This window comes from Cupriavidus malaysiensis (genome assembly GCF_001854325.1).
GTDB classification, from domain to species: domain Bacteria; phylum Pseudomonadota; class Gammaproteobacteria; order Burkholderiales; family Burkholderiaceae; genus Cupriavidus; species Cupriavidus malaysiensis.
In genome coordinates this window covers 1,728,228-1,748,880 of sequence record NZ_CP017754.1, presented here as the reverse complement: position 1 = coordinate 1,748,880, position 20,653 = coordinate 1,728,228, and the positions used below count along the sequence as shown (strand labels likewise).

Genomic DNA, 20,653 nt, shown 5'->3' with positions numbered 1-20,653 from the left:
TGGTCGGAAGATGTCGGAAGTTGTCGGAAGGTGGAAGACACGGCTCAGGCCGCGCGGGCCTCGGCAGCCTCGGCAGCCTCGGCAGCCTCGCCAGCCTCTGCGGCCTCGGGCAGGACCTCGGCGATCAGCCGGCGCGCCGCCGCCTGGTCGCCCGCGATCACGTGCAAGGCGGCCACCCGCCCCGTCACCGGCGCCACATGGATATGCTCCATCTTCATCGCCTCCAGCGTGACCATCGGCTGCCCGGCCTCGACGCGGTCGCCGACCGCCACCATCACGCTGACCACGCGGCCGTTCATCGACGCCAGCAGCCTGCCGTCGCCACCCGCGGCGGCGGCACGCACAGCGGCCGCGCGGCTGCGGTCCTCGACACGGCAGGGACGCCCGTCCAGGTGCATCAGCAAGGCCTCGCCGTCGCGCGCGAACACCACGCTGCCGGCCACCCCATCGCACTGCAGGCGCGCCCGGCCTTCGCCCAGCGCCACGGTTTCGAGGGCCAAACGGCGCGCCTCGGTGGCCTCGCCCAGGCGGACCTCGGCCTCGAAGCGCGGCCCGCCCAGGCAGCGCAGCGCGCATTCGCAGGCTTCGCCGTCGATGTCGAAGCGCAGGCCGATCGGCAACCGGTGCGCCAGCAGGCTGGCCGCGCGCGCGGCGCCGGAGGCGGTCTCGTGCAGCAGCAGCGCCGCCACCGCGGCGGCGCGCGCGCGCCCTGCCTCGTCGGCCTGCAGCAGGGCCGCCTGGTGGCGCTCGATGAAGGCCGTGGTGGCACCGCCGGCGGCGAACTCGCCATGCGCGAGGCAGCGCGCGAGGAAATCCTGGTTGGTGGTGACGCCCAGCGCCACCGTGTCCTGCAGGCCGTGCAGCAAGCGCCGGCGCGCCTCTTCGCGGTTGGCGCCGTGCGCCACCAGCTTGGCGATCATGGAGTCGTAGTACGGCGACACCGTGGCCCCCGGCGCCAGCGCGTGTTCGGTGCGCAGCGCCGCCGCCGGCTGCCAGCGCACCATGGTGCCGCTCTGCGGCAGAAAGCCCTGGCCGGCATCCTCGGCACACAGCCGCACCTCGATGGCATGGCCGCTGAAACGCACGTCCTGCTGCGCCAGCGGCAGCGGCTCGCCCGCGGCCACGCGCAGCTGCAGCGCCACCAGGTCGAGCCCGGTGATGGCCTCGGTCACCGGGTGCTCCACCTGCAGCCGGGTGTTCATCTCCATGAAGTAGTAGTTGCCGGCGGCATCCAGCAGGAACTCCAGCGTGCCAGCCCCCTCGTAGCCGATCGCGCGCGCCGCCGCCACGGCGGTGGCGCCCATGCGCGCGCGCAGTTCCGGCCCGACCGCCGGCGACGGCGCCTCTTCGATCAGCTTCTGGTGGCGGCGCTGCACCGAGCAATCGCGCTCACCCAGATGGATCACGTTGCCGTGCCGGTCGGCGAAGACCTGGATCTCGATATGGCGCGGCGCCACGATGGCGCGCTCCAGGATCACCTCGGGATTGCCGAAGGCACCCTGCGCCTCCGAACGCGCGCTGTGCAGCAGCGCGAGGAAGTCCGGCTGGCGCTCGACCAGCCGCATGCCGCGCCCGCCGCCGCCGGCGGCGGCCTTGATCATGACCGGAAAGCCGATGCGCGCGGCCTCGGCCGCCATGCGTTCGTCGCTCTGGTCCTCGCCCTGGTAGCCAGGGATGCAGGGCACGTCGGCGTCCCGCATCAGGCGCTTGGCGCCGGCCTTGTTGCCCATGGCATCGATGGCCTCCGGCGAGGGGCCGATGAAGACCAGCCCGGCCGCGCGGCAGGCGCGCGCGAAGTCGGCGTTCTCGGCCAGGAAGCCGTAGCCTGGGTGGACCGCGTCGGCGCCGCTGCGGCGCGCCGCCTCGATGATGGCCTCGCTGCGCAGGTAGGACTGCGCCGGCAGCGCTTCGCCGATGCAGACCGCCTGGTCGGCCTCCAGCACATGGCGCGCGCCGGCGTCGGCGCTCGAATAGACCGCCACCGTGCGGTAGCCCAGCGCAGCGGCGCTGCGCATCACGCGCAAGGCGATCTCGCCGCGGTTGGCGATCAGGATCTTGTGGAAAGGGGTGGACTGGGTCATGGTGTGGAGTGTTCTTGCTGCGTGTCTTGATTGGATGCGGACTTCCTGCGGGGTGGTCGGCGCCGCGGACGGGATACAAGGTGCCATCTGCCTGCCTCTGCCTGCTTCGCGCTTGCCCTTTCCGCGGCCGGGCAAGTGGCCGGATCGCGATGGCGAGCGCCGGCCCCCTCCCCCGCCCCTCTCCCGCATGCGGGAGAGGGGAGAAAACCAGTGGCACCGGTGGCGGACGGCAGGCGGGCGGCAAGCCATCGGACCGGCCAGCGCACGCGCGCGGACCGTGCCAGCGCCCCCACCACGCAACCGGCCACGCCGGACAGGAAGTGGCCGCCAGCCTCGGTAGCGGCAGGAGGGTAGAACGACCTCGGCGACTCGCCATCAGGGGACCGCGATCCCTGCTCCCGGCGCTGGCAGGCACCTGCCACGCCGGTCTCGGACGCGGCAGCGGCCTGCGGAAGCGGCGCGCCCACCGCAGCTGGAGATGCCGCCGGAAAGCCTTGTTGCCCTGCCCCCGGCAGGGTCTGCTTTCTTTGGGTTACTTTTCTTTGCAGAACGCAAAGAAAAGTGACCGGCAGCCCCGCGCAGCGGGGATGTCGTATGGTCGTTGGGTTCAATGGCCAACGCCCTCCAGGCAAGCGCGGAAAACGTGCGGCCACCTCGGTCCCCTTTTCGCCATACCGGTCTCTACCGCCCCACCGGAAACGTCCCCATGAACTTGCACAGGATCTGCAGCATGACCTCGTCGGCGCCACCTCCGATCGAGGTCAGCCGCCCGTCGCGATAGATGCGCGAGATCGGGCTCTCCATCACATAACCCATGCCGCCCCAGAACTGCAGGCAGCGGTCGGCGGTCTCGCGCACCAGGCGGCCGGCCTTGAGCTTGGCCATGGTGGCCAGGCGGGTGGCATCTTCGCCGCCCACCATGACCTCCACCGCGTGCCAGCACAGCGCGCGCAGCGCCTCCACCTCCGTCTGCAGCTCGGCCAGCGTGAAGTGCACCCACTGGTTGTCCAGCAACGGGCGCCCGAACACGCTGCGCTCGCGCGTGTACTCGATGGTCAGGTCGATCGCCTTCTGGCAGACCGCGCGCGTATTGAGCGCGCCCCACAGCCGCTCCACCTGGAACTGCTCCATCTGGTAGGTGAAGCCCATGCCTTCCTCGCCGATGCGCCAGCGCGCCGGCACGCGCACGTCGTCGAAGAAGAGCTGGGCCGTGTCGGAGGCGTCCATGCCGATCTTGCGCAGCTTCTTGGCCACCGACACGCCGCGCGTCTCCATCGGCACCACGATCAGGCTCTTGTTGCGGTGGGGCGCGCCCTCCGAGGTATTGGCCAGCACGCAGCAGAAATCGGCCTGGGTGCCATTGGTGGTCCACATCTTGCCGCCGTTGATCACGTAGTCGTCGCCGTCGCGGCGCGCGGTGGTGCGGACCGAGGCCACGTCGGAGCCGCTGCCGACCTCCGACACGCCCAGGCAGGCGACATACTCGCCGCGGATGGCCGGCTCGAGGAAGGTGCGCCGCACCTCCTCGCTGCCGCGGTGCGCCAGCGCCGGTGTGGCCATGTCGGTCTGCACGCCGATCGCCATCGGCACGCCGCCGCAATTGATGTCGGCCAGGCTCTCGGCCAGCACGGCGCTGTAGGAGTAGTCGAGGCCGGCGCCGCCGTTCTCCTCGGGCTTGGACAGGCCGAGCAGGCCCAGCGCGCCCATCTTGCGGAAGACCTCGTGGGCCGGGAAGGTTTCCGCCTCTTCCCAGGCATCGACGTGCGGGTTGATCTGCTCGGCGATAAAGCGCTTGATGGTGGCGCGCAGCGCCTCGTGCTCGGGGGTCAACTGCATGGGTTGCTCTCCGGATGGAATGGGGGAAAGGAGGAAGCGGTCGGGCGGCCGGAATCCTGGCCGGATCAGGGCCGCGCCACGGAAAACTGCATGGCTTGCGGCTGCGCCGCCTGCGCATCGCGGCACACCGCCAGCACGTTGGCCAGCACGCTGCGCGTCTGGCGCGGATCGATCACGCCGTCGTCGAGCACGTGTGCACTGGTGACGAAGACACTCATCTGGCTGTCGAAGCGCTCGATGATGCGTTGCTGCAGCGCTTCGAGCTGGGCCGCGTCGGCCTCGCCGCCTTTGCGCTTCATGCCGGCCTCGGCCACGATGGCCATGGTGCGCGCGGCCTGCTCGCCGCCCATCACCGCGGTCTTGGCGTTGGGCCAGGAGAAGCAGAAGCGCGGCGCGAAGCCCCGCCCGCACATGCCGTAGTTGCCGGCACCGAAGGAGGCGCCGCAGTACAGCGTGATCTGGGGCACGGTGGCATTGCTGACGGCCTGGATCATCTTGGAGCCGTGCTTGATGATGCCCCCCTCCTCCACACTGCGCCCCACCATGAAGCCGGTGGTGTTGTTCAGGTAGAGGATGGGCGTGCGCGCCTGGCAGCAGGCCTGGATGAAGTGGGTGGCCTTGGTCGCACCGGCCGGATCGATCGGCCCGTTGTTGGTGATGATGCCCACCGGCCAGCCCTCGATGCGGGCGTTGCCGCACACGGTAGCCGAGCCGTAGTTCTCGCCGAACTCGAGGAAGTCGGAATCGTCGACGATGCGGGCGATCACCTCCTTCATGTCGACCGGGCGCTTGTGGTCCAGCGGCATGATGCCGAGCAGTTCCTCCGCATCGAAGCGCGGCGGCTTGAAGGCGCGCGGCGCCGCTTCGCCGAAGCCGGGCACGCCGCGCTGCCAGTCGATCTTGGCCAGGATCTCGCGCGCCATGCGCAGCGCGTCGCGGTCGTCCTCGGCCAGGTAGTCGCCCAGGCCCGAGATGCTGGTGTGCATCTCGGCACCGCCCAGCTCCTCCTCGGTCGCCACCTCGCCGGTGGCGGCCATCAGCAGCGGCGGGCCGGCCAGGAAGGCGCGCGAGCGGCCGCGCACCAGGATGATGTAGTCCGACAGGCCGGTCTGGTAGGCGCCGCCGGCGGTGGACGAGCCATGGGTGACCGTCACCACCGGCAGTCCGGCCGCGGACAGGCGCGCCAGGTTGCGGAACAGCTGGCCGCCACGCACGAAGTCCTCCACGCGGTAGCGCATCAGGTTGGCGCCCGCGCTTTCCACCAGCTGCACATAGGGCAGGCGGTTCTCCAGCGCGAGTTCCTGCACGCGCAGCTGCTTGTCCAGCCCCTTGGGCTGCAATGCGCCGGCGTCGATGCCGGCATCCGACACGCTGACCATGCAGCGCACGCCGCTGACGAAGCCGATGCCGGCGATCAGGCCGCCGCCCGGCACGCTCTTGTCGAGGTCCGCATGGTCGAGGCCTAGCCCGGCCAGCGTGCTCAGTTCGAGGAAGGGCGCGCCCGGGTCGAGCAGCAGCGCCAGCCGCTCGCGCGGCAGCAGCTGGCCGCGCCGGGCGAAGCGTTCACGCGAGGCGGCCGAGGCCTGCACCGCGCGCTGCTCGTACTCCTGGATACGGGCCAGCAAGGCCAGCATGCCTTCGCGGTTGGCCTGGAAGGCGCTGCTCGACGGGGAGATTCGGGTTTCGATCTGGGGCATGGGGAATGGCGCCGTGGGGAAGTCCTTGGCGGCCAGGGCCGGCGCCCCGCGCGGTGCTGCCGCCAGGGGAGCCGCGCTTGCCTCGCCGCCGCCTGCCAGCCATTGTCGGGCGGCACCCCGGAGGCGTCTTGCGCATACTGGCTGATTTCCCTGCAAGCGCGGCGGGACGCCACACGGACGTGGTTTCGGACGCGGCGCAAGCGCGCTTGAAACGCCCCCCGATGCCCGCTTCAGCGCAGGGTCACGCGGTACTTGGGCAGCAGCGCGGCCGGCTGGTACGAGAGCTTGGTGCGGCGGAAATTGTCCAGCCCCATGTCCTGCTCGAAATTGATCCACGCCGCGTCCGGCGCGGCTTCGCTGCAGAAGTGGTGGAACATGTACTGGTAGATGCCCTTGAAGCGGTCGAGTCCCTTGGCGAAGCGCATCACGTAGACCCCGGGGCGGATGCGCTGCGCCAGCACGAAGCCGGCCGGCTCGCCATCGGCCTCGAAGAGCACGCCTTGCAGGCCGAGCGCGTTGACGAACCGTAGCGCCTCGGCACAGGCCTCATCGTCGGCCTCGCCGGCCAGCTTGCCCTTGTCGCGCAGCCATTGCACCTGCACCGCCATGGCCGCGCCGGCCAGCGCCGGCACGTAGGGCCGCGCCGTCACCGCATGGGCGGAAAGCAGTTGCCGCATCAGGTTGCGCTTCTTGCCGAGCAGCGTGCCGCGGTAGTGGCGGAAGTGATCGGCCGGATAGAGGTAGTCGGCGTCGTCGCGCACGGCCTGCCAGGCGAAGCGCACCGGATCGAGACGCGCGAGCTGGCCGCCGGAGAGCGGGTACAGGCGCCCGTGCGCGCGCAACAGCGCCTGCAGTACCGCGGGCGGCGCCTCCGCCGGCGCGAACAGCGGCAACGCGTGCGCGCTGCCGTCATAGGTCAGGCCGGAAACGTAGGGGAAGGCGCCGTCGTGGAAGCGGTAGGCGTGCGGGCGGCGGAACAGGTAGAGGTTGGAGAAGGCCGCGTCGGACAGGCAGTGCTGGTCCTGCTCCGGCACGCAGCGCGCCAGCGCGGCATCGATGGCGGCGCGCTGCGACAACACGAGCGGCACGCCGGCCGGCGCCCACCCCGCCGCGGCCTCCTGTGCCGCGGCCGGCGCGCGCTGCGCGGCGGCCGGCATCAACCGGCGCCGCCGGCCGCCACGCGCCGCGCGCGCGTGCCGACCGCCGGGCCGTCGGCGGGCGGGCCGGCGAAGCACTGCGCCTGCGCCAGCCACTGCGTGGCGGCACCCTCGCTATAGGCCAGCGCGGTGTCGTCCAGGTGGCGCCGCTGCGTGACCAGCAGGCAGAAATCCTCGGCCGTGCCGCGCACGTAGTGGCGCGCCGACGGCTCGCCCCACTGCCAGGTGGCGCCGTCCGGCGCGGCCAGTTCGACATAGGGCATCGGTTCCGGCACCGGCTGGCCGCGGTTGACGAAGGTCCAGCCGAAGGTGCCGACGCCGAGATGGGCGATATGCCGCAGCCGTGCGCTGGCCGGGCGGCGCCGTCCCAGCGCGTCCCAGATGTCCTGTCCGTGCGCCCAGGTTTCCATCAGGCGCGCGGTGGCGAAGGAGCGCGCGCTCATCGGCGGTCCGTACCAGGGCAGCCGGTGCCTGGCATCCAGCGCGGCCAGCCCGGCCACCAGCGCCTCGTGGCGCTGGCGCCAGCGCGCCAGCAGCGCGGGGCCGTCCAGGCCGCGGTAGCGCTCGCGCGCGACCGCGCTGATATGTCCGCCCGCGGCCATCAGCCGGCCCAGCTCCAGCGCCTCGCGCTGGAAGGCATCGGCGTCGCCGATGGCCAGCAGGGAGGCCTCGTCGAAGAAGCAGAGGTGGGCGATCTCGTCCCAGGCGCTCCAGCCGTGGAAGTCGGTGGCACGGGCCCACTCCTCCGCGCCGAGGGTCTGCGCCAGCGCGGCAAGGTCCTGGTATTCGTCGAGCAGGTCACGGCAACTGTCGTTCACGGGGACTCCTGGAAACGGCGTCGGGTAGAGAGGCAAGGCCGGCGGCTGCGGCCCCGCCCCGGACTAAGACGGCCGGCTTGGCGGCCGGCTGGGCGGCCGCCACGCGGCTCAGGCGGCTCAGGCGGCCGCTGCCGCGTCGGCTGCAGTGCCCGCTTCGGCGTCCAGGGCAGCGGCCAGCCCCGGCGGCACGCGCACCGGCATGCTCAGCAGCACCTGGCCCATGCCCTTGCCGAGCGGATCGTTGCGCAGCGAGGCCATGCCGCCGCCGCCCAGCGCCGCCTCGCACAGGAAATTGAAGGCGCCGATGCCGGGCAGCGCGAAGCGCGTGACCCGGCCCTTGACCAGGTGGGCCAGGTAGGCGGCCACGGCGGCCTCGGTCAATTGCGCGGCAAGCAGCGGCAGGTAGTCGGCACGGCGCGCCAGGATGCCGATATTGGAGAAATCGCCCTTGTCGCCGCTGCGGCCGTAGGCCAGCCGGATCAGCGGCACCTCGACCCAGTCCGGCTGGGGCGGCTGCGCGCCGAAGATGCCGTCCGCCCCGCCTGCGGCCGGAACCGGGACGGCCTCTGGCGCCGCCGGGGCCTGCATGGCGAACGGCAGCGGCTCGCCGTCCAGCGTCACGGCGGGCTGGGCGAACGCCTTGGGCACCAGCAGCGGGAACTGCTTGATCGACAGGCTGACCGACGGCCGCCCGCCCACGCCGGTGGTGCCGGGCGACCAGGAGGTGCCGGCCGGCGCGATCTCGCGCGCGAACAGCTCCAGCGCGCGCTTGTCCGCATGCGACACGGCCAGCCACATGACCGCTTCGTAGAGCGCGGGCTGCGGCACGTGCGGGCCGAAGGACGCCGCCGTGCCCAGCACCTCCAGGTGGGTGGCCGAGAAGTCGGGCAGGCCTGCCTGTGCCAGCAGGCGCCGCGTGCGGGCGAGGAAGGCCTCGCCGCTGCGGCGCGCCTTCTTCACCGCGTCGACGCCGACGACGGTGAGCTGCGCATTGCAGCGGTAGCCGTCGGCATAGGTGGCGGAGACCTTGTACTGCGGACCCGGCGCACGCCCGCGCGCGCCGCTCACCTCGACCGCGTCCGGGCCGAGCTGGCGCAGCCGCACGGCGGTGAAGTCGCAGGTGACGTCGGGCAGCAGGTAGGCGGCCGGATCGCCGATCTCATAGAGCAGCTGCTCGCCCACGGTGGCGGTGCTGACCAGCCCGCCGGTGCCGGGCGGCTTGCCGACCACGAAGCTGCCGTCGGCGGCGCAGTCGATGACCGGATAGCCGATCCCGGCCCAGTCGGGCACCCGCTCCCAGTCGGTGTGCAGGCCGCCGGTGGCCTGGCAGCCGCATTCGATGATATGGCCGGCCAGGCTGCCGGCGGCCAGCCTGTCGTAGTCGTCGGCCTGCCAGCCGAAGGCGTGCATCAGCACACCCAGCGTCACCGCGCTGTCGACGCAGCGCCCCGTGATGACGATGTCGGCGCCGGCATCGAGGGCGGCGCGGATCGGCTGGGCGCCGAAATAGGCATTGGCGCTGAGCACCCGCTCGGGCAGCGGCGCGCCGGTCTGCATGTCGCTCACGCCGAGCGCGCGCAGCTCGGCCAGGCGCGGCATCAGGTCGTCGCCCTCGACCACCGCGATGCGCACCGGCACGCCCTGCTCGTCGGCCAGCCGGCGCAGCGCCTCGGCGCAGCCGCGTGGATTGACCCCGCCGGCATTGCTGACGATGCGGATGCCGCGCGCCAGCGCGGGCTTGAGCACCGCGCGCATCGCGCCGGTGATGAAATCGGTGGCGTAGCCCGCCTCGGGGTGCTTGAGCCGGGCCGCCGCCAGCAGCGACATGGTCAGTTCGGCCAGGTAGTCGAACACCAGGTAGTCGATACCGCCGTGCTCGACCAGTTGCACCGGGCCGACACTGCTGTCGCCCCAGAAGCCCGAGGCGCCGCCGATGCGTACGCCGGGCGCGCGCTGTTCCGTCATCGCTGCCGCTCCGTGAATGGGATGGCGCCACGATAGCCGGCGCGCGCACCCGGCGTCTTGCGTCTACTGGCTCCTGCCGGCTCCGGCGGCGCGGCCGGCGGCCGCGCTCGCCCACTCACCCGCTCACTTGCGGCGGCTGGCCATCAGTTCGAGGTTGGCCTTGCGGTCGGCGTTGACCTGCTGCACGGTCGGCCGCTCGGACAGCAGCTTCAGGTAGTCCTTGAGCGGCAGGTCGGCCAGCATGTCGGTGCCGTAGATGATCTTGGTGCAGGAAGAGACCAGCGGCAGGTGGGCCAGGGCCGCGCAGTCCGCCAGCGTGAACGTGTCGCCGGCCAGATAGGGCGAGAACCTGGCCAGCTTGGCGAAGGCGGGGATGTAGCGCGACAGCAGCTTGTGCTGGCGCTCCTTGACGCTGTCGCTGACCTTGCCGCCGAAGAAGGCCTCGGGGTAGAGCTCGCGCGCCGTCAGCTCCAGGTAGAGCTCCATGAACACCACCAGTTCGCGCACCTTGGCCGCGCCGAAGGCATCGGCCGGCAGCAGCGGCGACTGCGGATAGGCCGATTCGATGTAGTCGGCGATGGCCTCGGACTCGCACAGCGGGCCGGCATCGGTGATGATATAGGGCACCTTGCCCGCCGGGGTGGCCGCAAGGTCGGTCTCGCCGACCCAGGCCAGCACCTCCTCGAACGGCACCTTCTTTTCGAGCAGGGCGAGTTTGACCTTGTTGTAGTAGTTGCTGGCGGCAAAGCCGCAGAGCTTCAGCATGTCGTGTGTCTCCGGATGTTCTTGGGGGTGGTGTCCGCGTGCATGCGGGCATGCATGCTGACATGCGCGCGGCGCTGCCATATTGTCGGCCTTCGGCCGGTTCGGCAAGCCTCGGGCAGAAACGCTGGCCGATCAGCGCACGCTGGCTGCATCCTGCGTCTTACACGAAAGATGCAAAAAACGTACGATCGTGCTAATTTAACCGCAATTTCCCGGAAGCACCATGAGCACTCTCACCATCGAATCCCTGGGCATCGTCGGCACCGGCGCCATGGGCCGCGGCATCGCCCAGATCGCCGCGCAGGCCGGACTGGCCGTCAATCTCTTCGACACCAACCCGCAGGCCGTGGCGGCCGCCCGCCAGTACCTGCAGGACACCTTCGCCAAACTGACCGAGAAGGGCAAGCTGAGTGCCGAGGAAGGCGCCGCGGCGCTGGCGCGCGTGCGGCCCTGCACCGCGCTGGAAGACCTGGCCGGCTGCGACATGGTGGTCGAGGCCATCGTCGAGCGGCTCGAGGTCAAGCGCGATCTGGTCGCCAAGCTGGAAGCCATCCTGCGCGCGGATGCCGTCATCGCCTCCAACACCTCCTCGCTGTCGATCACCGCGATCGCCGTGGGCGCCAGGCACCCGGGCCGCATCGCCGGCTACCACTTCTTCAACCCGGTGCCGCTGATGAAGGTGGTCGAGGTCATCGACGGCCTGTCCGGCGACCCCGCCGTGGGCGACGCCCTGATGGTGCTGTCGCGCCGCATGGGCCACACCCCGGTGCGCTGCAAGGACATGCCCGGCTTCATCGTCAACCATGCCGGCCGCGGCATGAACATCGAGGGCCTGAAGGTGGCGCAGGAAGGCGTGGCCGCCTTTGCCGACATCGACGACATCATGCGCGAGCAGGCCGGCTTCCGCATGGGCCCCTTCGAACTGATGGACCTGACCGGGCTGGACGTGTCGCACCCGGTGATGGAATCGATCTACAACCAGTTCTACCAGGAACCGCGCTACCGTCCCTCGCCGATCACGGCGATCCGCTCGGTGGGCGGCCTGATCGGCCGCAAGGCCGGCGCCGGCTTCTACCGCTACGAGAACGGCGCCAAGCAGGTGCCGGTCGCCGCCGCGGTGCCCGCCGCGCGCCCGGCCAGCGTCTGGGTCAGCCGCGCCAACCAGCGCGGCCATGACATGGTGGTCAAGCTGCTGATCGCCCTGGGCGTGACGCCGGAAGTCGGCAACCAGCCCTCGGCCGAGGCGCTGATCGTGGTCACCCCGCTCGGCCTGGACGCCACCACCAGCGCACTGGAAGAAGGCCTGGACGCCAGCCGCGTGGTGGCCATCGACACCCTGCTGCCCTTCGAGGCCACCAAGCGCCGCACCCTGATGACCACGCCGGCCACCAGCGCCGCCGCGCGCGACGCCGCGCACGGCCTGTTCGCCAGCGACGGCAAGCCGGTCACCGTGATCCGCGACTCGGCCGGCTTCGTCGCCCAGCGCATCGTTTCCTGCATCGTCAACATCGCCAGCGACATCGCCCAGCAGCGCATCGCCACGCCGTCCGACATCGACCTGGCGGTCAACCTGGGCCTGGGCTACCCCAAGGGCCCGCTGGCCCTGGGCGACGCCATCGGCCCGGCGCTGGTGCTGGAGACCCTGCGCAATATGGAACGCCTGACCGGCGACATGCGCTACCGCCCGAGCCCGTGGCTGTGGCGCCGCGCCGGCCTGGGCCTGTCGCTGCTGGCCGAGGAAGCCTGAGGGGCCCGCCCCTCGCCTGCCCCCAACCCGGCCGCTCCTGACGCTGCCACGCCGAGACCGTCCCGATGACCGCACAGCTCCTCTCCGAACGCGTCGGCTCCACCCTGGTGCTGACCATCTCCAACCCGGAGGCGCGCAATGCGCTGCACCCGGACATCTACGCGGCCTCGCAGGCGGCGCTGGAAACGGCCGCTGGCGACGACTCGCTGCGCGCGGTCGTGCTGACCGGCGCCGACGGCGTGTTCTGCGCCGGCGGCAACCTCAACCGGCTGCTCGGCAACCGCGCCCAGCCGCCCGAGGTGCAGGCGCGCAGCATCGAAGTGCTGAACCGCTGGATCGAAGGCCTGCACGCCTTCCCCAAGCCCATCATCGCCGCGGTCGAAGGCCCGGCGGCCGGCGCCGGCTTCTCGCTGGTGCTCGCCTGCGACTTCGTCGTCGCCGCCAGCGACGCCAGGTTCGTCATGGCCTATGCCAAGGTCGGCCTGACGCCCGACGGCGGCGGCTCCTACGAACTGGCGCGCGCCCTGCCCCGCCAGCTCGCCAGCGAGCTGATGATGCTGGGCCGGCCGGTCGACGCCGCGCGCCTGCAGCACTTCGGCCTGGTCAACCGCATCGCCGCGCCGGGCCAGGCGCTGGCCGAGGCGCTCAAGCTGGCCGGCGAACTGGCCGGCGAGTCGCCGCACGCGGTAGGCCGTATCAAGGACCTGGTCAATCATGCCGCCAGCGCCTCGCTCGCCGAGCACCTGGTGGCCGAGCGCGACAGCTTCGTGGCGGCGCTGCACCACCCGGACGGCGGCGAAGGCATCAGCGCCTTCCTCGAAAAGCGCAAGCCGAACTACCGCTGAACACCCCCGGCAAGGCCGGCGCCACCAGGCGCCGGCCTTGTCACATGGCGCCGCGAGGCGCCTCCCCAAGGCACACCAGAGGCATGGAGGAGACAAGGATGGAGCTGGCCCCCGCCGCCCGCCGGCGCATTTACCTGATGCGCCACGGCGCGGTCGACTACTTCGACGAACGCGGCCGCAAGTCGCTGCCCGAGCAGGTCGTGCTCAACGAGACCGGCCGCATGCAGGCCACCGCCGCCGGCCGCGCCTTCGCCGCCGAAGGTATCCGCTTCGACCGCGTCATCGTCAGCGGCCTGCCGCGCACGGTGGAAACCGCGCAGCGTGTGCTGGCCGAGACCCCGGCCATGCAAGGCAGCACCCCCGAGACCTGGAGCGACTGGCAGGAAATCCGCGGCGGCCAGATCAGCGAGATCCCCGAGGACAGCCTGCGCGACGCCTTTCTCGGCGCCTTCGAGGGCGTGGTCGCCGAGCAGCAGCGCTTCCTCGGCGGCGAGAGCGTCGGCGAGTTCCTCGACCGCGTGCTGCCCGGCCTGCAGCGGCTGCGCGCCGACCCGGACTGGGACACGGCCCTGCTGGTCTTGCATGGCGGCACCAACCGCGCCATCCTGTCGCATGCGATCACCTGCGGCCAGCGCGTCTTCTTCGGCTCGCTGCTGCAGACCGCCGGCTGCATCAATGTGCTCGATGTCGGCCAGGCGCCCGGCGACTGGGTCGTGCGCATGCTCAATTATTCGGCCCCGACCCCGGTGCACAGCGGCCCGCGCCACACCACCATGGAAGTGATGCTGAACCAATACCTGCGGCTGCGCGCCCTGCCGGGCTGAACGCCGCGCCGCACCCAAGCACGGAACCCTCGCGACAAAAACACGGAGACAGCATGAGCAACGTATCGCACTTCGAAGGCACCCGGCCCGTGGCCGAGCAGCAACGCTTCGACCTCGGCGCGCTCGAAGACTGGATGCGCCAGCATGTGGACGGCTTCGCCGGCCCGCTGACGGTCGAACAGTTCAAGGGCGGCCAGTCCAACCCCACCTTCAAGCTGATCACGCCGGGGTGCACCTATGTGATGCGCGCCAAGCCCGGCCCGCGCGCCAAGCTGCTGCCCTCGGCCCACGCCATCGAGCGCGAGTACCGCGTGATGGCCGCGCTGGCCGGCACCGACGTCCCGGTGGCGAAGATGTACGCGCTGTGCGACGACGAAACGGTGATCGGCCGCGACTTCTACGTGATGGAATACGTCGCCGGCCGCGTGCTGTGGGACCAGTCGCTGCCCGACATGAGCAACAGCGAGCGCGGCGCCATCTACGACGAGATGAACCGCGTCATCGCCGCCCTGCACAGCGTCGACTACCAGGCCATCGGCCTGGGCGACTACGGCAAACCCGGCAACTACTTCTCGCGCCAGATCGAACGCTGGACCAAGCAGTACAAGCTGTCGGAAACCGAGTCCATCCCCTCGATGGATGCGCTGATGGAATGGCTGCCGCAGCATATCCCGCAGGAAGGCGCCGACCTGACCAGCATCGTCCATGGCGACTACCGCCTCGACAACCTGATGTTCCACCCGACCGAGCCGCGCGTGCTGGCCGTGCTCGACTGGGAACTGTCGACGCTGGGCCATCCGATGGCCGACTTCGGCTACCACTGCATGAGCTGGCATATCGCACCGGGCCAGTTCCGCGGCATCGCCGGCCTCGACTATGCCTCGCTCGGCATCCCCGACGAAGCCAGCTACCGCAAGCTGTACGAACAGCGCACCGGGCGCGAGATCACCGGCGACTGGAACTTCTACCTGGCCTTCAGCATGTTCCGCATTGCCGGCATCCTGCAGGGGATCATGAAGCGGGTGGTGGACGGCACGGCCTCGTCGGCGCAGGCGCTGGATGCGGGCAAGCGGGCGCGGCCGATGGCGGAGATGGGGTGGCAGTACGCGCAGAAAGCGAAGCAGTAAGGGTTGTGGCTTGTTTTGATGGCTTGAACGGTGTTGCTTGTTCGAGCCGTCGGGAGATTTTTTCGGGCGGTGTCGGTTTGCAGGTCAACGGCCTGTTTCGGCTCTCGTGACTTGACGCTTGTCGTGTGGGTTCGAGCGGTGTTGGTGTGCAGGTCAACGGCCTGTTTCGGCTCTCGTGACTTGACGCTTGTCATGTGGGTTTGGGCGGTGTTGGTATGCGAGGCAACGGCCTGTTTCGACTCCCCTGCGGGGAGCCGACTCACTTTCTTTGTCTCGCTGTATAGACCGGGGACATGGTGGACAGGTGTGCGAGGACATGGTTGACACTTCACGGCAGAGTTTCTGCCGGAGTCCGTCATGCCCTGGAGCCCACGCGACACCATGAGCCTGCGCCACGAATTCGTCCTGCTCGCCCAGCAAGAGGGCTGCAATCGCCGCCAGCTATGCCAACGCTACGGCATCTCCCCGCAGACCGGCTATAAGTGGATTGCTCGGTACACCGAACAGGAGATGGCTGGTTTGGTCGAGCGGTCGCGCCGGCCCGCGACCAGTCCGACCCGAACGGCGGAGGAACTGGAGCGGTTGGTCGTCGCCCTGCGCCTGCAGCACCCGGCTTGGGGCGGACGCAAGATCAGCCGGCGGCTTCAGGATCTGGGCCACACACCGGTGCCGGCTCCGAGCACCGTGACGTCCATCCTGCATCGACATGGCCTGATCTCACCCGAAGCCTCGGTCAAGGCCCAGCCCTGGCAACGCTTTGAACATGCGGCGCCCAATCAGCTGTGGCAAATGGATTTCAAGGGCGGCTTTCGCACGCACGATGGCCAGATGTGCTCACCATTGACGGTACTGGACGATCATTCCCGCTTCGCCGTCACGCTGGCCGCCTGTACGCAGACCCACACCGCTGTGGTCCAGGAGCACCTGGCCCAGGCCTTTCGCCACTTCGGACTGCCTTGGCGTATCAACGCCGACAATGGGGCGCCGTGGGGCAGTCCTTCACAACCGGGGCAGCTCACCGGCCTGGGGGTCTGGCTCATCCGGCTGGGCGTGCGCCTGACCCATAGCCGTCCGGCCCATCCTCAAACCAATGGCAAGGACGAACGCTTTCACCGCACCCTCAAAGCCGAAGTGATCAATGCCCGTGGCTTTGCCTCCAGCCTGCAAGCCCAGCATGCGTTTGATGCCTGGCGCGATATCTACAACTTGCAGCGCCCACACGAGGCACTCGGCCTGGCGACGCCGGTGACACGCTATCAGCCCAGTCCTCGCTCCTATCCGGAGGTGCTACCGGAGATCGAATACGGCCCTGACGATCTGGTGGTGAAGATCAAATGGGACGGACAACTGCGCTTTCGCGGGCAAACCTTCAAAGTGTCCAATGCCCTACGAGATTTCCCGGTCGCCTTGCGCCCACAACCCAACCACGATGGACGATTCGATCTGTATTTCGTCGATCACTGCTTCGGCTACATCGATTTGAACGACCACCAGGCGGCTTAATATGTGTCAACCATGTCCTCGCACAGGTGTCACCTATGTCCCCGGTCTATACATCTCGCCAAAGAAAGTAAGCAAAGAAAGGCGACCCGGGTGCGGCGCCCCCCCCTCGCGAATTAGCCCCGGCCGCCGCGCCCGTCCGAACTCGCGGCCTGCGGCCGCTCAGACAGCGGACGGGCTTCATCGGCGGCCGGGGCTAATTCGCGAGGCGCCGCACACGGGAGGGAAAGGCCAACCGTTGGTCTGCGAGCGGGCTCACTTTTGCATAACGGCCAGGTTTGCTAAGCCTTTGTGTTCGGCCAGCAGCTGGCCGAACACAGCCCACCCGAAGCGAAGCGAGGCGTGGCGTCTGTTCCCTGCCGTGTGCGGCGCCTCGCGGGCTGAGGCAAAGAGCGGAAAAGAGGGCCCCCTGTCTGAGGATCGCCTTGAGGCGATCCGAGTTGGGGCCCGGCAGCTCTTTGCCTCAGCACGCGAGGGGGGGTTGAGCCGCACCCGGCGCGCCTTCTTTGCCTACTTTCTTGGGCAAGACCAAGAAAGTAGGTCGGCTCCCCCGCAGGGGGAGTCGAAACAGGCCGTTGTCACACTGACCGATACCACTCGAATCCACGCGCAAAAGCCTTGCGTCACGAAAGCGAGTCGGCTCCCCGCAGGGGAGTCGAAACAGGCCGTTGTCTCGCAGACCGACACCCCCCGAAGACAAGCGACAAGGCATCGAGTCACGTGTGCATTGGTGTGCGGCCAGCAAGCTGGCCGCACACCCCCCGCCCGAAGCGCAGCGAGGCGTGGCGTCTGTTCCCTGCCGTGTGCGGCGCCTCGCGTGCTGGGGCAAAGAGCGGAAAAGAGGGCCCCCTGTCTGAGGATCGCCTTAAGGCGATCCGAGTTGGGGCCCGGCCGCTCTTTGCCCCAGCACGCGAGGGGGGGTTGAGCCGCACCCGGCGCGCCTTCTTTGCCTACTTTCTTGGGCAAGACCAAGAAAGTAGGTCGGCTCCCCCGCAGGGGGAGTCGAAACAGGCCGTTGTCACACTGACCGATACCACTCGAATCCACGCGCAAAAGCCGTGCGTCACGAAAGCCAGTCGGCTCCCCGCAGGGGGTCGAAACAGGCCGTTGCCCCGCACACCAACACCGCCCGAAGACAAGCGACAAGGCATCGAGTCACGTGTGCATTGGTGTGCGGCCAGCAAGCTGGCCGCACACCCCCCGCCCGAAGCGCAGCGAGGCGTGGCATCTTTTCCCTGCCGTGTGCGGCGCCTCGCGGGCTGAGGCAAAGAGCGGAAAAGAGGGCCCCCTGTCTGAGGATCGCCTTAAGGCGATCCGAGTTGGGGCCCGGCCGCTCTTTGCCACAGCACGCGAGGGGGGGTTGAGCCGCACCCGGCGCGCCTTCTTTGCCTACTTTCTTGGGCAAGACCAAGAAAGTAGGTCGGCTCCCCCGCAGGGGGAGTCGAAACAGGCCGTTGTCACACTGACCGATACCACTCGAATCCACGCGCAAAAGCATTGCGTCACGAAAGCGAGTCGGCTCCCCGCAGGGGGAGTCGAAACAGGTCGTTGCCTCGCAAACCGACACCGCCCGAATCCAAACGACAAACCAACAACAAGAAAATCAAACCCCTTCCACCCGCAAACCCCCACCCCCCACCATCCTCCTCACCCCCAAAAACTCCATCTCAGCCAGCACCGCGACAACCAGCGCCTGCGCACCGATGAAAACCATGCCAAGCGCATTCGCCCCGCCTCCCCCCTCCGCCAGCAACCACACACTCCCGGCAACCCAGCCGAGATTGCCGGCGATCACCAGCCACACCGCCGGCGCCACCAGCAGGCGCGTCGCCACCAGCGCAATGAAGGCACCGATCGGCAACAACGCCGTGCCCGCGTAGAAGGACAGCCCGGCGGCGATGCCGGTGAGGCCGTGCACGAAATCGGCGCCGAAGGCGAGCAGCCAGCCGGTCGCCAGGCAGGTGGCGGCGTCGGCCAGCAGGACGGTGCGCAGGAATCGGGTAGGTTGAGTAATGGACATGGCTTCGCTCCTGTGAGGTTGGGAACCGCTCGCGCGGAGTACCGCGCGTTCGGATCCATGTTGGACCAGGGAGCGTGCCTTGCCCATTACGCGCAAGGTCATCGGGCACAGGCGGCCGGCACCGTCGGGGGGCCGCGACGGCGCTGCGCGCGCCGCACGGCTCAGGGCCGGATGGTGTCGCCCAGCACCACGCCTTCGCGGCGCGGATCGGTGCCGCCTTGCAGGACCGGCACGCCGTCGCGCCGCACGCGCAGGATGGTGTTGACGCCGCTCGGCTGCGCGGCGGTGCCGACGGTGTGGCCCAGCGCGCGCAGGCCGGTGATCAGCGCGTCGCGGTTGCCGCCGTCGGCCGTGTCGATATACGGATGCTCGCCGCCCAGCGTGGTGATGGGCGAGTTGAAGGCGCCGAAGTCGACCAGGCCGGCTGCCTGCTGGGCGTCGAGGCCCCAGTCGAGCATGCCCACCAGGGTCTTCACCACATACTGCGGGATGGCGCCGCCGCCGGGCGAGCCGGTGGCCATGAGGAAGTCGCCGCGGGAACCGTCCGCCGCCTTGCGGAAGACCAGGGTCGGCGCCATCGAGCTGCGCGGACGCTTGCCCGGGGCCAGCCGGTTGGCGTAGGGCGTGCCGGCGGGGTCGGCGGGGTCGGCGGAGAAATCGGTCAGCTGGTTGTTCAGCAGGAAGCCGCGGGTCATGTGGAAGGACCCCATGCTGCTCTCGACGGTGGTGGTGGCGGTCAGGACGTTGCCGTCGCCGTCGACGATGCTGAAGTGGCTGGTGCCGTGCTCGGCCAGCGCCGGGTCGACGCCGAGCGGCACCGTGCCCAGCTTGCCCGGGCTGGCGGTCCGCATGCTGGCGCGCAGGTCGATCAAGCGGGCGCGGCCCTGCAGGTAGCGCTGGTTCAGCAGCGTGTCCCAGGTGCCGCCCGGCAGCGGGACGAAATCGGTGTCGGCCACGTACTTGTCGCGGTCGGCGTAGGCCAGGCGCTCGGCCTCGCTGACCAGGTGCACGCCCGTCACACTCGGGTGCCCGCCTTCGCCATCGATGGCGGCCGGCTTGTACCGTGCCAGGTCGAAGTGTTCCAGGATGCCGAGCGCCGACGCCACGGTGATGCCGCCGGACGACGGCGGCGGCATGCCGCAGACCCAGTATTCGCGGTAGGTGGTGCACACCGGCTCGCGACGCTTGGCCTGGTAGCCGGCCAGGTCGGCCAGCGTGGTCTTGCCCGGCGTGATCGGGCTGCCGTCGGCGGCCCGCGTGGTGGCGATGCTGGCGACGATGTCCTGCGCGATGCTGCCGGTGTAGAACGCGTCGGCGCCCTGCTCCGCCAGCCGCTGCAGCGTGTCCGCATAGGCGGGATTGGCCAGCCGCGTGCCGAGCGCCTTGGGCGAGCCGTCGGCGTGGAGAAAGTAGGCCGCCGCGGCGCGATCGCGCTTGAGGCTGGCCGCGTTGAGAGCGATGGCGTCGGCCAGGCGGCCGCCGATGGGGAAGCCGTTGGTGGACAGCGTGATGGCGTCGCCGAACAGGTCCCGCCAGGCCAGCCTGCCGTGGTCCCGCTGCACTGCCTCCAGCAGGCGCGGCAGGCCGGGGGTGCCGATCGCGCGGCCGCTGGCGCGCGCGCTGGGCAGGGGCGCCTGGCGTTCGCTGGCGGCGTCGATATAGCGCAGGTAGTCGCCGGTGGCGGCAGCGGGCGCGGTCTCGCGTCCGTCGTAGGCCTGCACGGTCTTCCTGCCCGCGTCGTAGTAGAGCAGCAGCCCGCCCGCGCCGAGGCCGGTAGCCTCGGGCACGGTCAGGCCCAGGACCGCCTGCACGGCGACCGCCGCGTCGGCCGCGCTACCGCCGCGCGCGAGCACCGCGCAACCGGCGGCGCTGGCCAGCGCGTTCGAGGTCGACACCATATAGCGCCGGGCAAAGGCCGGCTGCAGTCCGGTGCGGTAGCCGGAAGCCGGCTCCGGCAGCGTGGTATCGCCCGGCTGGCCGGCGCCGACCACGATACCGCGCTCGCCTGGCACGCGGCAGCCGGCCTCGACCCCGGGCGGCGTGCCGGCGGCCGGCGCCCGCGCTGGCGGAACGTGGCCGCACGCGGCCAGCAGCAGCTGGGCCGTGGCGATGGCGGCGAACGCGGGCGCGAGGTGTCGTCTTGTCATCGGGTCTTCCCTGGAGGGTGCCTCGGGTCGGCCCAGGCCAGGCCGGAACCCGGAGCGCGGCGGCACAAGCACGCTGCCGCCGCGCGCAGATGGCCATTGTGCCGCATGGCAGGCAAGGGGAATC

The 20,653-nt window shown here is 70.1% G+C and carries 14 protein-coding genes; 5 read left to right on the top strand and 9 right to left on the bottom strand.

What is annotated here, in order from left to right; genetic code table 11:
* Positions 1 to 44: 44 nt before the first annotated feature.
* From BKK80_RS07620 to BKK80_RS07590, 7 genes are all read right to left on the bottom strand, one after another.
* Positions 45 to 2,081 carry an acetyl/propionyl/methylcrotonyl-CoA carboxylase subunit alpha gene (locus BKK80_RS07620; protein ID WP_071068807.1) on the bottom strand — a complete coding sequence of 679 codons (2,037 nt, stop codon included), beginning with the start codon at positions 2,079 to 2,081 and terminating at the stop codon, positions 45 to 47.
* A gap of 681 nt (positions 2,082 to 2,762) precedes the next feature.
* Positions 2,763 to 3,917 carry an acyl-CoA dehydrogenase family protein gene (locus BKK80_RS07615; protein WP_071012009.1) on the bottom strand — a complete coding sequence of 385 codons (1,155 nt, stop codon included), beginning with the start codon at positions 3,915 to 3,917 and terminating at the stop codon, positions 2,763 to 2,765.
* A 65-nt stretch (positions 3,918 to 3,982) separates the two neighbouring features.
* Positions 3,983 to 5,614: an acyl-CoA carboxylase subunit beta gene (locus BKK80_RS07610; RefSeq protein WP_071012007.1), complete on the bottom strand. Its 1,632-nt coding sequence runs from the start codon at positions 5,612 to 5,614 to the stop codon at positions 3,983 to 3,985.
* A 230-nt stretch (positions 5,615 to 5,844) separates the two neighbouring features.
* Entirely contained in the window at positions 5,845 to 6,771 is a 927-nt protein-coding gene (locus BKK80_RS07605) for a phosphatidylglycerol lysyltransferase domain-containing protein (protein ID WP_071012006.1), read from the bottom strand.
* Positions 6,771 to 7,589 carry a TIGR03084 family metal-binding protein gene (locus BKK80_RS07600; RefSeq protein WP_071068806.1) on the bottom strand — a complete coding sequence of 273 codons (819 nt, stop codon included), beginning with the start codon at positions 7,587 to 7,589 and terminating at the stop codon, positions 6,771 to 6,773. Before BKK80_RS07600 ends, BKK80_RS07605 begins: the two co-directional genes overlap by 1 nt.
* A gap of 117 nt (positions 7,590 to 7,706) precedes the next feature.
* Entirely contained in the window at positions 7,707 to 9,554 is a 1,848-nt protein-coding gene (locus tag BKK80_RS07595) for an acyclic terpene utilization AtuA family protein (RefSeq protein ID WP_071068805.1), read from the bottom strand.
* A gap of 123 nt (positions 9,555 to 9,677) precedes the next feature.
* The gene (locus BKK80_RS07590; RefSeq protein ID WP_071012001.1) at positions 9,678 to 10,319 is read right to left on the bottom strand and encodes a glutathione S-transferase; all 642 of its coding nucleotides are present in this window, start codon (positions 10,317 to 10,319) and stop codon (positions 9,678 to 9,680) included.
* 223 nt (positions 10,320 to 10,542) lie between these two features.
* Between BKK80_RS07590 and BKK80_RS07585 the strand changes: the two genes are divergently transcribed.
* The 5 genes from BKK80_RS07585 to BKK80_RS07565 all read left to right on the top strand — a co-directional run bounded on the left by BKK80_RS07585 (position 10,543) and on the right by BKK80_RS07565 (position 16,365).
* A complete protein-coding gene (locus tag BKK80_RS07585) occupies positions 10,543 to 12,066 on the top strand; it encodes a 3-hydroxyacyl-CoA dehydrogenase (RefSeq protein ID WP_071037231.1) in 1,524 nt (507 codons plus the stop codon).
* A gap of 65 nt (positions 12,067 to 12,131) precedes the next feature.
* A complete protein-coding gene (locus BKK80_RS07580; RefSeq protein WP_071011998.1) occupies positions 12,132 to 12,911 on the top strand; it encodes an oxepin-CoA hydrolase, alternative type in 780 nt (259 codons plus the stop codon).
* Between the two features lie 98 nt (positions 12,912 to 13,009).
* Positions 13,010 to 13,735 carry a histidine phosphatase family protein gene (locus BKK80_RS07575; RefSeq protein WP_071037232.1) on the top strand — a complete coding sequence of 242 codons (726 nt, stop codon included), beginning with the start codon at positions 13,010 to 13,012 and terminating at the stop codon, positions 13,733 to 13,735.
* A 53-nt stretch (positions 13,736 to 13,788) separates the two neighbouring features.
* Positions 13,789 to 14,862 carry a phosphotransferase gene (locus BKK80_RS07570; protein WP_071037233.1) on the top strand — a complete coding sequence of 358 codons (1,074 nt, stop codon included), beginning with the start codon at positions 13,789 to 13,791 and terminating at the stop codon, positions 14,860 to 14,862.
* Between the two features lie 357 nt (positions 14,863 to 15,219).
* A complete protein-coding gene (locus BKK80_RS07565) occupies positions 15,220 to 16,365 on the top strand; it encodes an IS481 family transposase (protein WP_071037586.1) in 1,146 nt (381 codons plus the stop codon).
* A 1,600-nt stretch (positions 16,366 to 17,965) separates the two neighbouring features.
* Here the strand turns inward: BKK80_RS07565 and BKK80_RS07560 are convergent.
* Together BKK80_RS07560 and BKK80_RS07555 are read right to left on the bottom strand one after the other, a co-directional pair.
* Entirely contained in the window at positions 17,966 to 18,382 is a 417-nt protein-coding gene (locus BKK80_RS07560; protein ID WP_071068804.1) for a hypothetical protein, read from the bottom strand.
* A gap of 161 nt (positions 18,383 to 18,543) precedes the next feature.
* The gene (locus tag BKK80_RS07555) at positions 18,544 to 20,529 is read right to left on the bottom strand and encodes a gamma-glutamyltransferase family protein (protein WP_071068803.1); all 1,986 of its coding nucleotides are present in this window, start codon (positions 20,527 to 20,529) and stop codon (positions 18,544 to 18,546) included.
* Positions 20,530 to 20,653 lie beyond the last annotated feature (124 nt).

Coding starts and splice junctions, on each gene's coding strand:
- BKK80_RS07570 (WP_071037233.1), top strand. CDS start 13,789: ATGAGCAACGTATCGCACTTCGAAGGCACCCGGCCCGTGGCCGAGCAG.
- BKK80_RS07595 (WP_071068805.1), bottom strand. CDS start 9,554: ATGACGGAACAGCGCGCGCCCGGCGTACGCATCGGCGGCGCCTCGGGC.
- BKK80_RS07615 (WP_071012009.1), bottom strand. CDS start 3,917: ATGCAGTTGACCCCCGAGCACGAGGCGCTGCGCGCCACCATCAAGCGC.
- BKK80_RS07620 (WP_071068807.1), bottom strand. CDS start 2,081: ATGACCCAGTCCACCCCTTTCCACAAGATCCTGATCGCCAACCGCGGC.
- BKK80_RS07580 (WP_071011998.1), top strand. CDS start 12,132: ATGACCGCACAGCTCCTCTCCGAACGCGTCGGCTCCACCCTGGTGCTG.
- BKK80_RS07560 (WP_071068804.1), bottom strand. CDS start 18,382: ATGTCCATTACTCAACCTACCCGATTCCTGCGCACCGTCCTGCTGGCC.
- BKK80_RS07555 (WP_071068803.1), bottom strand. CDS start 20,529: ATGACAAGACGACACCTCGCGCCCGCGTTCGCCGCCATCGCCACGGCC.
- BKK80_RS07565 (WP_071037586.1), top strand. CDS start 15,220: ATGCCCTGGAGCCCACGCGACACCATGAGCCTGCGCCACGAATTCGTC.
- BKK80_RS07610 (WP_071012007.1), bottom strand. CDS start 5,614: ATGCCCCAGATCGAAACCCGAATCTCCCCGTCGAGCAGCGCCTTCCAG.
- BKK80_RS07590 (WP_071012001.1), bottom strand. CDS start 10,319: ATGCTGAAGCTCTGCGGCTTTGCCGCCAGCAACTACTACAACAAGGTC.
- BKK80_RS07605 (WP_071012006.1), bottom strand. CDS start 6,771: ATGCCGGCCGCCGCGCAGCGCGCGCCGGCCGCGGCACAGGAGGCCGCG.
- BKK80_RS07575 (WP_071037232.1), top strand. CDS start 13,010: ATGGAGCTGGCCCCCGCCGCCCGCCGGCGCATTTACCTGATGCGCCAC.
- BKK80_RS07585 (WP_071037231.1), top strand. CDS start 10,543: ATGAGCACTCTCACCATCGAATCCCTGGGCATCGTCGGCACCGGCGCC.